This window comes from Streptomyces alkaliterrae (assembly GCF_007097205.2).
GTDB classification, from domain to species: Bacteria; Actinomycetota; Actinomycetes; order Streptomycetales; family Streptomycetaceae; genus Streptomyces; species Streptomyces alkaliterrae.
Map to the genome: position 1 here is coordinate 1 of NZ_VJYK02000156.1, position 13,031 is coordinate 13,031.

At 72.3% G+C, this 13,031-nt stretch carries 7 protein-coding genes, 1 tRNA gene and 1 pseudogene; 2 read left to right on the forward strand and 7 right to left on the reverse strand.

Going from position 1 to position 13,031, the window contains the following annotated elements; genetic code table 11:
• Both FNX44_RS15650 and FNX44_RS15655 read right to left on the reverse strand, forming a co-directional pair.
• Positions 1-371, reverse strand: a pseudogene (locus tag FNX44_RS15650) (hypothetical protein); the annotation flags it as partial.
• A gap of 170 nt (positions 372-541) precedes the next feature.
• Complete coding sequence (locus FNX44_RS15655) at positions 542-2,383, reverse strand: N-6 DNA methylase (protein WP_143648867.1); 1,842 nt, start codon at positions 2,381-2,383, stop codon at positions 542-544.
• A gap of 182 nt (positions 2,384-2,565) precedes the next feature.
• On the opposite strand from FNX44_RS15655, the gene FNX44_RS15660 reads away from it, so the two are divergent.
• Complete coding sequence (locus tag FNX44_RS15660) at positions 2,566-3,138, forward strand: DUF4352 domain-containing protein (protein ID WP_143648868.1); 573 nt, start codon at positions 2,566-2,568, stop codon at positions 3,136-3,138.
• Between the two features lie 76 nt (positions 3,139-3,214).
• Here FNX44_RS15660 and mfd read toward each other — a convergent pair whose 3' ends face one another.
• The 5 genes from mfd to FNX44_RS15685 form a co-directional block, all read right to left on the reverse strand.
• Complete coding sequence (gene mfd / locus FNX44_RS15665) at positions 3,215-6,751, reverse strand: transcription-repair coupling factor (RefSeq protein WP_143648869.1); 3,537 nt, start codon at positions 6,749-6,751, stop codon at positions 3,215-3,217.
• Positions 6,752-6,928: 177 nt separating this feature from the next.
• Positions 6,929-9,499: an ABC transporter permease gene (locus tag FNX44_RS15670; RefSeq protein WP_143648870.1), complete on the reverse strand. Its 2,571-nt coding sequence runs from the start codon at positions 9,497-9,499 to the stop codon at positions 6,929-6,931.
• Positions 9,496-10,284 (reverse strand): ABC transporter ATP-binding protein, encoded by a 789-nt coding sequence (locus FNX44_RS15675; protein WP_181356152.1) that lies wholly within the window; start codon positions 10,282-10,284, stop codon positions 9,496-9,498. The genes FNX44_RS15670 and FNX44_RS15675 overlap by 4 nt, the downstream gene beginning before the upstream one ends.
• 542 nt (positions 10,285-10,826) lie before the next feature.
• Positions 10,827-10,898: transfer RNA gene (locus tag FNX44_RS15680), tRNA-Gln, on the reverse strand.
• A gap of 24 nt (positions 10,899-10,922) precedes the next feature.
• The gene (locus FNX44_RS15685) at positions 10,923-11,663 is read right to left on the reverse strand and encodes a helix-turn-helix transcriptional regulator (protein ID WP_185285783.1); all 741 of its coding nucleotides are present in this window, start codon (positions 11,661-11,663) and stop codon (positions 10,923-10,925) included.
• Between the two features lie 175 nt (positions 11,664-11,838).
• Here FNX44_RS15685 and FNX44_RS15690 point away from each other — a divergent pair.
• Positions 11,839-13,031 (forward strand): sensor histidine kinase (locus FNX44_RS15690; protein WP_143648871.1); only part of this gene is annotated, 1,193 nt, incomplete at its 3' end.

The window sequence follows — 13,031 nt, forward strand, 5'->3', positions numbered from 1 at the left end:
GCGCCGAAGTGCGGGCCGGGCGCGGGGTGCGGGTAGCCGTAGCCGCCGGGGCCCCGCACGGTCGGCGGCGGTACGGCGCCGACGCGCCCGGCGGCCGGTCTCGGCTCACCGAGCAGCCCGTGCACCAGCGAGCCGCCGATGAAGAGGATGGCGTAGGCACCCGCCAGCAGCGAGGCGGGGTTGTCCCCCTCCGGGTCGCTCGGCACGGTCCCCAGCAGCACGAGATAGCCGACCGTCAACGCCGTGAACAGCCCGAACACCAGCCAGTCGAGCCGCCGTCGACCCAGCAGCGCGAAGCGCAGGGACGGCACCCAGGACAGCAGTCCGAGCGACCACACCGGGAAGGTGGCGAAGAGTACGCGTAGAACCACGCGGGCACCGGCGCCGGACGCTCGGGGGCCTCCCGGGTTCGGTGCCGGAGGCGGTGTGCCGGCCGGGCCGTACATCTGCGCTCCCAGACATCGGCGGACTGTCGCTCTGCGCCGCCCGCTGCGGACTTCTGCTGGCGGCAGCGTATACAGCGAAGCCCTCGACGCGCGCGTCAGTCCGGTGTCACGGTTCCCTCGGCGAGACCGTCGTGGAGGCCCTGGACGAGTCGGCGGCCCAGTTCGCCCGCGCGTGCCAGGGAGTCCTCGAACTCGGCGAGCGCCCGGAAGCGTTCGGCGTGCGGGCGCTGGTCGGCGAGGGCGAGCCGGGGCAGCCGCAGTCGGCGCACGTCGAGCCGGGCGGCACTGGAGGTGTAGCTGCTGGCCTGGCGGGCGTTGCCGGTGGCGCGGAGGAAGCCGGCCACGAACCAGGGGTCGAGGTGTTCGGGGTCGACGCGCAACAGGCAGTGGGGGCGGGCGAGTTCGGCGCCCGCGTCGGCGTCGGTCAGCACGCGCGGGACGCCGGGCCCGAGTACCGGCACCAGCACGTCGCCCTCGCGCACGGCGACCGGCGTTCCCTCGCCGCCCGCCGTGAGGACCCGCAGCGCCCCGGACCTGGCGAGTTCGCCGACGGTGACCTGGGGGCCCGGCGGGCGGGGCTTCGCACTGGCGGCCGGGCGCGGCACCGACCCGGTCAACGCGCCGAGTTCGGCGAGGAGTTCCCGGTGGGTGTCGGTCAGTACGGCGGCGCCGGCCCGGGTGTCGGCGGGCGGCAGATGGCGGGCCGGGGCGAGGTCCACCTCGTCGTCGAGGAGGTCGATCACCGGGAGCGCGGCGCTGACACCGGGCCGGTCGGAGGCGACCGCTTCGGCGGGTGCGTCGAAGGCGTGCCAGGTGTCGAGGACGGTCGCGCGCAGCGTCGGCCAGTCCAGGCCGTCCCGGCCGGCGGGCCGGGGTACGGCGCCGCAGTCCACGACCAGCAGCCGGGGTTCGGGGGCCTCGGCGGGGCCGCCGGGTCGGCGCAGTACCCACAGATGCAGGGCGAGGCTGTGCGGCGGCGCGGCACCGGCCGGCAGCGCGATCACCGCGCGCAGCGCGCCCCGGCGCAGCAGCGCGGCCCGGACGCGGCGTCCGGTGCGCCGGGAGGCGGCGGCCGGCGGCATCAGCAGCACGGCCGTGCCGCCGGGCCGTAGCGCGGCCAACGCGTGCTGCACCCAGGCGAGTTCCGACTCGGTGCGGGCGGGCAGGCCGTACTCCCAGCGGGGGTCGTAGGCCAGTTCCTCGTGCCCCCAGTTGCGCTCGTTGAACGGCGGATGGCAGAGCACGACGTCGACCTCGCCCTCGGGCGGACCGGCGCGCAACGCGTCGCCGGGTGCGACCGCGACAGCAGGGCGCCGCCCGCCGGGCTCCTCCGCGGCTCCCGCCGCCCCGGCGGCCAGGCGGAGAGCGCAGAGCCGGGCGAGCACGGGGTCGAGTTCCACGCCGGTGAGCGTGCGTGTGTCGGCGTGGCGGGCGGCGGCGGCGAGCAGGGCGCCGGAGCCGCAGGCGGGGTCGAGTACCGCGTCACCCGGTCCGGCGAGCGCGGCCATCAGCGCCGCAGCGTCCGGCGGGGTGGGTGTGTACTGCCGGGTGTTGGTCTCGAAGTAGCGGTCGAGCAGGAAGTCGAGGGCGGCCGCATCGCCGATCTCGTCGGCGACTTCGGCCAGCGGGCCGCGTTCGGCGGGCCGGCCGGCGCTCAGCAGCCGCTCGCCGGCGTCCGCAACCGCCTCACCGGCGCCCCTGGGGTCGGCCTCCAGCTGCTGCCACAGGCGCTCGCGCGGCGGGACCTCGGCGAGCTTGCCGTGGGCGCGCAGCCACCGCTCGACCTCGGCGAGGGCGAAGGCCGGGCTGGTCTCGGTGCCGCCGACGGGCTGCGGGAAGTCGGGGTGGCGGCGCCGCCAGTTGCTGACGGCGGCCCGGCCGACGCCGGCGAGCCGCGCGATTCCGGCGGCGGTCACCTCTGGCGCGCTGTCTGTCATCGGCCCGGCTCCTTCCTCGCCCGCGCGGCGGGCGCGGGAACACCCCAGAGCATACCCACGCCTCGGTTCACCGCGTGAACATCGTGAACCATGGAGTGCGTGTTGACTCGATTCACAGCTCATGCTGTTATTGACGCATCGGTTCACCAGGGGGGTCGAACCGAGCCACGAAGGGATCAGCCATGTCCGCGAAGTCCGCTCTGCCGCGCACCCGTTCGCTGCTCGCCGCCGGCGCCGCCGCACTCATCGCCATCGGCGGCCTCACCGCCTGCGGCGAGGAGGAGCCCACCCGGGAGAAGAACAGCTCCTCCCAGCAGGACGGCGCCAAGAAGGACGCGCCCAAGGAGGACAACAACAAGCAGATGGCGCCCGGCGACACGGCCAGCTACAAGAACGGCCTCAAGATCACCGTGTCCAAGGCCACCGCCTACACCCCCGGCGAGTTCTCCGCCGGCCACAAGAGCGGCAACAAGGCCTACACGGTCACCATCAGCCTGGAGAACACCGGCGAGAAGGACATCAACGCCGTCCTCGTCGACGTCAACGCCCGCGCGGGGGACGAGGGCAAGAAGGCCGACAAGATCTTCGACAGCGAGAACGAGGCGGAGAACACCTTCGACGGCGAGCTGCTGCCCGGCAAGAAGGCCACTGCCACCTACGCCTTCTCCGCCCCGGCCGACGCCAAGCACCTCGACGTCGAGGTGGGCTACTTCGACTTCTCCACCAAGGCGGCGCACTGGAAGCTGCCGCTGTGACCAGCGCTCCGGAACCCGAGCCGGGGCCCGCACGACCGACGGTCGTCCGGGCCCCGGCTCGGCCGTGTCCGACCGGTCAGCTGTCCACCACCGTGGTCAGGAACTCCCCGACCCACGCCAGCAGTTCGCGGCCCACCACCGGCTTGCCGCCGATACCGCCCGCCTTCGGCCGCGGCACCAGCACCTGCCGCGTCGCCGCCTTCACCACCGCACCCCGGTGCAGCCGCTTCAGCCGCAGCTCCTGCGACTCCCGCAACTCCACCGGGGAGAACCGGATGTTGCTCCCCTGAAGCGTGATGTCGGTGACCCCGCACGACCGCGCCAGCATCCGCAGCCCCGCGACCAGCAGCAGGTTCTCCACCGGCTCGGGAAGCTTGCCGTAGCGGTCCGCCAGCTCCTCCCGGACCGCCGCGATGTCCTCCTCGGAGTTCGCCGAGGCGATCGCCCGGTACGCCTGGAGCCGCAGCCGCTCCCCCGGCGCGTAGTCGTGCGGCACGTGCGCGTCCACCGGAAGCTCGATCTTCACCTCCAGCGGCGCCGCCTCCTCGTCCGGCTTGCCGTCCAGCGAGGCCCGGAAGTCGGCCACCGCCTCCCCGACCATCCGCACGTACAGATCGAAGCCGACACCCGCGATGTGACCCGACTGCTCACCGCCGAGCAGGTTGCCCGCGCCGCGGATCTCCAGGTCCTTCATCGCCACGTACATGCCCGCGCCCATCTCGGTGTGCTGCGCGATCGTCGCCAGCCGCTCGTGCGCGGTCTCCGTCAGCGGCTTCTCCGGCGGGTACAGGAAGTAGGCGTAGCCCCTCTCCCGGCCCCGGCCCACCCGGCCCCGCAGCTGGTGCAGCTGTGACAGGCCGAAGTTGTCGCCGCGCTCCACGATCAGCGTGTTCGCGTTCGAGATGTCGATACCGGACTCCACGATGGTCGTCGACACCAGCACGTCGAACTTCTTCTCCCAGAAGTCCACCACCACCCGCTCCAGCGCCGACTCCGACATCTGGCCGTGCGCCGTGGCGATCCGCGCCTCCGGCACGATCTCCCGCAGCCGGGCCGCCGCCCGGTCGATCGACTCCACCCGGTTGTGGATGTAGAAGACCTGCCCCTCGCGCAGCAGCTCGCGGCGGATCGCCGCACCGATCTGCCGCTCCTCGTACGGGCCGACGAACGTCAGCACCGGATGCCGCTCCTCCGGCGGCGTGGTGATCGTCGACATCTCCCGGATCCCGGTCACCGCCATCTCCAGCGTGCGCGGGATCGGCGTCGCCGACATCGTCAGCACGTCCACGTTCGCCCGCAGCTTCTTCAACTGCTCCTTGTGCTCCACGCCGAAGCGCTGCTCCTCGTCGACGATGACCAGGCCCAGGTCCTTGAACTTCGTCTGCGAGGAGAACAGCCGGTGGGTGCCGATCACCACGTCCACCGAGCCCTCCCGCAGCCCCTCCAGCACCGCCAGCGCCTCGGTGTCCGACTGGAACCGGGAGAGCGCGCGCACGTTGACCGGGAACTGCCGGTACCGCTCGGTGAACGTCCCGAAGTGCTGCTGCACCAGCAGCGTCGTCGGCACCAGCACCGCCACCTGCTTGCCGTCCTGCACCGCCTTGAACGCCGCCCGCACGGCGATCTCCGTCTTGCCGTAGCCGACGTCGCCGCAGATCAGCCGGTCCATCGGAACCGGCTTCTCCATGTCCTCCTTGACCTCGCCGATCGTCGTCAGCTGGTCCGGCGTCTCCGCGTACGGGAACGCGTCCTCCAGCTCCCGCTGCCACGGCGTGTCCGGGCCGAACGTGTGCCCGGGCGCGGCCATCCGCGCCGAGTACAACTTGATCAGATCGGCGGCGATCTCCTTGACCGCCTTCTTCGCCCGCGCCTTCGTCTTCGCCCAGTCCGCGCCGCCCAACCGGTGCAGCGACGGCGCCTCACCGCCCACGTACTTGGTGACCTGCTCCAACTGGTCCGTCGGGACAAAAAGCCGGTCCCCCGGCTGGCCGCGCTTGGCCGGCGCGTACTCCACCAGCAGGTACTCGCGCGTCGCGCCCTGCACCGTGCGCTGCACCATCTCCACATAGCGGCCCACACCGTGCTGCTCGTGCACGATGTAGTCCCCCACCTGCAGCGTCAACGGATCGATCGTCTTGCGGCGCCGCGCCGGCATCCGCGTGCCGTCCCTGCTCGCCGCCCGCTGGCCCGACAGATCCGTCTCCGTCAGCACCACCAGACCCAGCTCCGGCGCGACAAAACCGGTGTCCAGCACGCCGCACGCCACATGCACCACCGACGGCGCGATCTCCCCCAGCTCCGCGTCCAGCCGCGCCGGCACCCCCTCGCCGCCCAGCACCTCCACCGTGCGGGCCGCCGGGCCGTGCCCCTCCGTCAGATACACACACCGCCAGCCGCGCTCCAGCCAGCCCTTGGTGTCCGCCAGCGCGCGGGCCGTGTCGCCCCGGTACGCCTCCGGCGCCCGCAGCCCCAGCCGCAGGCTGTCCGCCTCCCCCTCCACCTCGTCCGCCGCGAACGGGCTGACCGTCCACCACAACATGCCCAGCTCACGCGCCCGGTCCCGGACGTCCGCGATACCCCACAGCGACGCCGCGCCCACGTCGATCGGCGCCTCACCGCCACCCGCCGACGCCGCCCACGACGCCTGCAGGAACTCCTGGCTCGTCGCCACCAGATCCGCCGCCCGGGTCCGCACCCGCTCCGGATCGCACACCACCGCCATGCTGCCCGCCGGCAGCACGTCCAGCAGCAGCTCCATGTCGTCCACCAGCACCGGCGCCAGCGACTCCATGCCCTCGACCGCCACCCCCTCGGCGATCTTCCCCAGCAGGTCGTCCAGCTCGGGATGCTCCCGCGCCAGCTCCGCCGCCCGCGCCCGCACCTCGTCCGTCAGCAGCAGCTCCCGGCACGGCGGCGCCCACAAGCCGTGCTCCGCCACCTCGAGCGACCGCTGGTCCGCCACCTTGAAGTAGCGGATCTCCTCCACGTCGTCGCCCCAGAACTCCAGACGCAACGGATGCTCCTCCGTCGGCGGGAACACGTCCAGAATCCCGCCGCGCACCGCGAACTCGCCGCGCTTCTCCACCAGCTCCACCCGGGAGTAGGCGGCCGCCGCCAACCCCCGCACCACCTCGTCCAGATCCGCCGACTCCCCCGACCGCACCCGCACCGGGACCAGCTCGCCAAGGCCCTTCACCTGCGGTTGCAGCACAGAACGCACCGGCGCCACCACCACCGACACCGGCCCGGCGCCCGGATCGTCCGCACTCGGATGCGCCAGCCGCCGCAGCACCGCCAACCGACGGCCCACCGTGTCGCTGCGCGGCGACAGCCGCTCGTGCGGCAGCGTCTCCCACGCCGGGTACTCCACCACCGACTCCTCCGGCAGCAGCGAACGCAGCGCCGCCGCCAGATCCTCCGCCTCCCGGCTCGTCGCCGTCACCGCCAGCACCGGCCGACCGCCGTCCCTGGCCAGCGCCGCGACGGTCAGCGGCCGCGCGGCCGCCGGACCCACCACGTCGACGTGGTCCCGACGGCCGTCGGCCGCCGCCCGCACCGCCTCGCCGAGCGCCGGGTCACCAATGACGGCATCAAGCAGACCGGTCAAACGCATGGAAGAAATCCGTCCCCGCAGATGGCTGGTACAACGCGAAAGGCCCGATCCACACGGATCGGGCCTTCCAGCCTACGCCGACCGGCGCCACGACCGGCCGCCGCTCGCCGGGCGGCGCTCACCGCCCGCCGCGCGGCGCTCACCGGCCCCCGCTCGCAGGCCCGCTCCCCGCGACGGCTACTCGGTGGCGATCGCCGTCAGGACGTTCATCCGGCCGGCGCGGAACGCCGGAACCAGCGCCGCCACCAGGCCGACCACCGCCGCGCCGAGGAACACCGTGACGATCGTCGCCCACGGGATCTCCAGCACCCGCAGACCCTCCAGCGCCAGCAGCTGCTGCGCCGCCGAACCCCACGCCAGCCCCAGCCCCAGCCCCAGCAGCGCCCCGAACAGCGCGATCACCACCGATTCCAGCCGGATCATCCGCCGCAGCTGCCGCCGCGACAGACCGATCGCCCGCATCAGCCCGATCTCCCGCGTCCGCTCCACCACCGACAGTGCCAGGGTGTTCACCACACCCAGGATCGCCACGATGATCGCCAGCGCCAGCAGCCCGTAGACCATGTTCAGCAGCTGGCCGACCTGCTCGCGCAGCTGCGCCTTGTAGTCCGCCTGGTCACGCACCTGATACTGCGGGAACGGCTCCAACCGCTCCTTCAGCCCCTGGTACGCCGCCGACTCCTGTCCCTCCTCCGCCTTGCCCAGCATCAGCACCGGCAGCGGCATCCGGGCCTCGGGGACGAAGGTCTCGGCCGTCCGGGTGCCCAGGAACATCACACCGCCGTCCAGCGACGCCTCCTTCGAGGTGACCGCCGCGATCCGCAGCGGCTCCGCGTCCCCGTCCCGGTACCTCAGCGACACCTCGTCGCCCACCGAGAGACCGTGCTTGTCGGCGAACGCCTCGTCCACCGACACCGCGCCCTGGCGGTAGGCGTCCGCGAGCCGGCCCTCGACCGTCTCCACCCGGACGTCCTCCGCGTACGTCGGCGACGCCGCCACCGCCTGGTGGCGCACCTCCTCGCCACCCGGCAGGGTCACCCGCACCCCGTCCAGCGCGCGGTACTCCGTGACATGCGCCAGATGCGGCGCGGAACGCACCTCCTCGGCCGCCTTCGGTGTGATCGGCGCCCCCATGTCCCCGCTGACGATGAAGTCCGCCCCCACCGAACGGTCCAGCTCCCGGTCAGCCGAGGCGACCATCGACGCCCCCACCACCGACAGGCTCGCCACCAGCGCCAGACCGATCATCAGCGCGGCCCCGGTGGCACCGGTACGACGCGGATTGCGCAGGGCGTTCCGCTCGGCGAGCCGACCCACCGGGCCCCACAGCCGCAGCACCACCACACTCAGCCCGCGCACCACCACCGACGCCAGCAGCGGCCCCACCAGGATGAAACCGACCAGCGTCAGCAGCACCCCGAGCGCCAGCATCATCGCGCCCGGCGCGGCCTCCTCGGCCAGCGACGCCATCACCAGCGCGAGCGCACCACCGCCGGTCAGCACCAGGCCGGCCACCGCGCGCACCCGGCCCGCCGAGCCGTCCTGCGGTACACCGCTGTCCCGCAGCGCCGCCATCGGCGACACCCGACCCGCGCGCCGCGCCGGCAGATACGCCGCCAGGACCGTCACCAGCACGCCCAGCCCCACACCGACCACCGGCGTCACCCAGGTGATCGTCAGATCGTCCGTACTCAAGTTCATGCCGAACGAGTTCATCAACGCCATCAGACCGACCGCCAGGCCCACACCCGCGGCCACACCGACCAGCGAACCGAACAGCCCCAGCAGCACCGCCTCGACCAGCACCGAGCGGTTCACCTGCCGGCGATCGGCACCGATCGCCCGCATCAACCCGATCTCCCGCGTCCGCTGCGCGACAAGCATGCTGAACGTGTTGACGATCAGGAAGACGCCGACCAGCAGCGCGATCCCGGCGAAGCCCAGCAGTGCCCACTTCATCACGTCGAGGAAGCCCATGTCGGCCTTCAGCTCGTCGGTGAACTCGGCCTGCGTCTGGACCGTGTAGTCCTTCCCGACGGCCGCCAGGACCTGCTTCTTCAGCAGCTCGTCGCTCACCCCGTCGGCGGCCATGACCGCCACGTTCGTGAACGCCCGCGGGTCGCCCAGCAGCCGCTCCTGGACCACCGCCGTGTCGTAGTACAGGACCGCCGCACCGGGATTGGTCGCCTCGAAGGTGACGATGCCCGAGATCCTCGAGGTGAAGTCGCCCGGCGCCGCGATCGTGCGCAGCTCGTCGCCCGGCTTCAGCCCGTGCTTCTTCGCCGTGTCGGCGTCCACCGCCACCTCGGCCGGGCCGCTGGGCAGCTCCCCCGAGGTGACCTTCATCGAGCGCTCGTCCAGCTCCGTCCAGTTCGAGGCGATCGTCGGCGCGCCCGTCGTGGGACCGATGTTCTTGTTGTCGGCGTCGACGACCGTCACCGCCATCGACATCGCCAGACCGAACGCGCGCTCCGCGCCCTTCGCCTTCCCGGCCTCCTCCACCACCGAGGCCGGCAGCGTCGGCGGGATGCCCGTACTCGGCCGCTCGTCGTTCTCCTCGTCGTCCGGTGAGATCGTGACGTTCGCCGAGGTGTCGGCGAACAGCTTGTCGAACGTGGTGCTCATGGTGTCCGTGAACACCAGCGTTCCGCAGACGAACGCCACCGACAGCACCACCGCGAGGCCCGACAGGACCATGCGCCCCTTGTGGGCGAAGAAGTTCCGCAGCGAGGTTCTCAGGATGGTCATGACACCCGCCCGAAGGTGTCGAAGGCCTTCATGCGATCGAGCACCGACTCGGCCGTCGGCCGCCACATCTCGTCCACCAGCCTGCCGTCCGCCAGATACAGCACCCGGTCCGCGTAGGCGGCCGCGACCGGGTCGTGCGTGACCATCACGATCGTCTGACCCAGCTCGTCCACCGAGCGGCGCAGGAAGCCCAGCACCTCGGCGCCCGCCCGGGAGTCCAGGTTGCCCGTCGGCTCGTCACCGAAGATGATCTCCGGCCGGGAGGCGAGGGCGCGGGCCACCGCCACGCGCTGCTGCTGGCCTCCCGACAACTCAGACGGCCGGTGCTTCAGGCGCCCGCTCAGCCCCACCGTGGACACCACCCGGTCCAGCCACTCCCGGTCCGGGCGCACCCCGGCGATGTCCATCGGCAGCGTGATGTTCTCCAGGGCGTTCAGGGTCGGCAGCAGGTTGAACGCCTGGAAGATGAAGCCGATCTTGTCGCGGCGCAGCCGGGTCAGCTTCCTGTCCTTCAGCGAGGTGATCTCGGTGTCGCCCACCCAGATCTGGCCGGAGGTCACCGCGTCCAGCCCGGCCAGGCAGTGCATCAGGGTCGACTTGCCCGAGCCCGACGGGCCCATGATCGCGGTGAACGCGCCGCGGGCGATCTCGACGTCGACGCGGTCGAGGGCGACCACCTCCGTCTCGCCCGAGCCGTACGCCTTCACGACCTGCCACGCCCGAGCCGCGACGGCCGTGCTCTCTCCACCGCCCCCGGTCCGGGATTCAGTCACAGCCGTAGTCACGGTAGCTCTCCTTGATCGAATGGAAGTCGAACGAAAACGAATGGAAGTCGAACGAAACGGGGTGGAACTCGAGGGGATGGAAACCGGCGGGAGGGGGAACCTCGCGGAGCCGCGGTCCGTTCAACCAGCGGTACCGAGCCTCGCGCGCCGGGCCGGCTCCGGGCGATGGTGCCTGGTGGTGTGTCGCCCCTGGGGCTAGCACCACCAACCGCCGTCAGCCCGATCGGCCACTCATCACGCTAGGCACCGGCGGCCCTTTCCTCGTCCTGCACGGGGACGAGACGACTCCCCGAACTCCCCCGTGGACTCCCCTAGGGGAGCGCGCTCCCCTGACCCTGAGCCCTCACACCACGTCAGGTGCAAGCCGCCACGGACTCGGCGGAAGGACGGGAGAGAACCAGCGCCGCAGAAGGGCGACAGGGCGGCCGCACGACGGCCGGGACGGGCAGAAAGATGGCGGGGGCAACAATCCCGGCGGGAAGCGCTCGGAGTGCGGCACGCCCTCAACCCGGCCAAACGGTGGACGGTCGCGGGGAAGGCTGCTCCGCTGCCAGGATTCGAACCCGGACTTACTGGACCAAAACCAGCAGTGCTGCCGATTACACCACAGCGGATAGCAAATCCGTCAATTCGGACATTCAGCCAGTGGGCCGAGCGGCCGAAACGACAGCCTCCACTATGCCGCACCACCACCCCTCAATGCGACGGTAAAGATCGGCGGAGTTCAGGACAGTCACGACAAAACATCCCCGATAGCCCTCGCCCGTGTGACGGCGACCAGGGGAAGGGCGGTGCCGCTTGAGTGTCGTACGGCTCAACTCGCCCACGGCGATCCCGGCCTGCTCCGCCCAGAAGCGCTCGGCCGCCGCGACGTCCGCCGTCTCATGGATCATCACTCGGAAGCGCAGCCGCTCCCTGCCGACGCCGAGGAGCCGCAGCCACTCCAGATACACGCGGATCATCCCCAGGTCGCTGTTGACGAACAGCACCCGCTCCTGCGTTCGGTACGGCTTGCTCTTGGCGCCTTCGGCCCAGTAGAGCCCGGCGCCGACCAGCAGCAGTTCGCGGTCGCTGAGGCGGCCGACCTGGGCGGCGGCCTCCGCGCGGGTGCGCTCCCGGCGGAGCGCGACCTCACGGCGGTGGCGGCCCCAGCGGGCCTCGCTCATCCGCCGAAGGCGCTCCGGCAGTGTGCTCGGCCGGGGCAGGTCGCGCACCCAGCGGGAGACCGTGCTCTTGGCGACGCCCACCTCGGCGACGATCTCCGCGTACGTACGGCCCTGCCGGCGTAACGCGCGGGCCCGCTCGCGCGGCCCGGCATCGGGGGGCGCGGGCTTGGTCGCGGCGGCGGGCGCGGGCCGGTGTTCCGTGTGGTCGCTCATGTATCTGACGATGCCACCGAGCCGGCCCGCACGGGTCGAATACCTGCTCGATTCACTGGTTCGAGGGAGGAATCGAGGATTCCGCACTGGTTGCGACCGGAAACGGGAAAAGCACCGCTCACAGTGGCCGACGGCGGGCGGGAACCGGCCGGGGGCCGGTCGTAGTCTGGTCGGTATGAGCGAGACGGGGGAAGACGCCCGAACCGAGCGTTGTGCGCGTCCGCCGGGCCCGCTGTGGTGGGCCCGGCGGCGCAGCGCCGTACTCGACGTCCTGCTCGCGCTGGTCGCGGCGACGGAGTGCGCGTTGCAGGGGGCGACCTTCTCCCGCGAGGCGGGTGTGCCCGGTTGGTCCGGGGTGCTGCTGGGGCTTCTCGCGGGCGGTTCGCTGGTGCTGCGGCGGCGCTTCCCGGTGGCCGTGGTGCTGGTGTCGATCGCCGTCCTTCCCGCGCAGATGGGCTTTGTGCTGTCGGTGGTCGCGTTGTACACGCTGGCCGCCTCGGACGTGCCCCGGCGGATCATCGCTTTGCTGGCCGGCATGGAGTTGGCCGGCGTGATGCTGGTGCTGTACCTGGACATGCGGCGTACGACGCAGGACGACCTGGGCGGGTCGTGGTGGGTGGTGGCGCTGCTGGCGGTGACGCTGTCGGTGCTGGCGACGGTGCCACCGGTGCTGCTCGGGTTGTACGTGGGCGCGCGGCGGCGTCTGGTGGAGGCGTTGCGGGAGCGCGCGGCCGGCCTGGAGCGTGAGCTGTCGCTGCTCGCCGAGCGGGCGGAGGAGCGCGCGGAGTGGGCGCGCGGTGAGGAGCGGGCGCGGATCGCCCGGGAGATGCACGACGTGGTGGCCCACCGGGTGAGTCTGATGGTGGTGCACGCGGCGGCGCTTCAGGCGGTGGCGCTGAAGGATCCGGAGAAGGCGTCGCGGAACGCCGCTCTGGTGGGTGACATGGGGCGGCAGGCGTTGACGGAGTTGCGCACCATGCTGGGCGTGCTGCGTGCCGAGCCGGCGGCGGGGGGTACGGCGGCGGGCCAAGCGGCGGCGGGCTCGGAGCGGCCGCTGCGCAAGGTCGCGGAATACGCGGCCGCCGCGGCCGGCCGGGAGGCGGCGGCCGGTGGGCCCCGGCTGGGCGAGCTGGGGCAGTTGGTGGAGCAGTCGCGGACGGCGGGGATGCGGGTGGAGCTGCTGGTCGAGGGGGAGGTGCGGGCGTTCGCGGCGGCGGTGGAGCAGACGGCGTACCGGGTGGTGCAGGAGGCTTTGACCAACGTGCACAAGCACGCGGCGGGCGCGGCGACGGTGGTGCGGTTGGCCTACCGGGCGGCGGAGGTGGCGGTACGGGTGGAGAACGAGGCGCCGGCGGCCGGGGTGGCGGA

Excerpts from the sequence above, each read along its gene's own strand:
- FNX44_RS15670 (WP_143648870.1), bottom strand. The coding sequence starts at position 9,499 with ATGACCATCCTGAGAACCTCGCTGCGGAACTTCTTCGCCCACAAGGGG.
- mfd (WP_143648869.1), bottom strand. The coding sequence starts at position 6,751 with ATGCGTTTGACCGGTCTGCTTGATGCCGTCATTGGTGACCCGGCGCTC.
- FNX44_RS15660 (WP_143648868.1), top strand. The coding sequence starts at position 2,566 with ATGTCCGCGAAGTCCGCTCTGCCGCGCACCCGTTCGCTGCTCGCCGCC.
- FNX44_RS15685 (WP_185285783.1), bottom strand. The coding sequence starts at position 11,663 with ATGAGCGACCACACGGAACACCGGCCCGCGCCCGCCGCCGCGACCAAG.
- FNX44_RS15655 (WP_143648867.1), bottom strand. The coding sequence starts at position 2,383 with ATGACAGACAGCGCGCCAGAGGTGACCGCCGCCGGAATCGCGCGGCTC.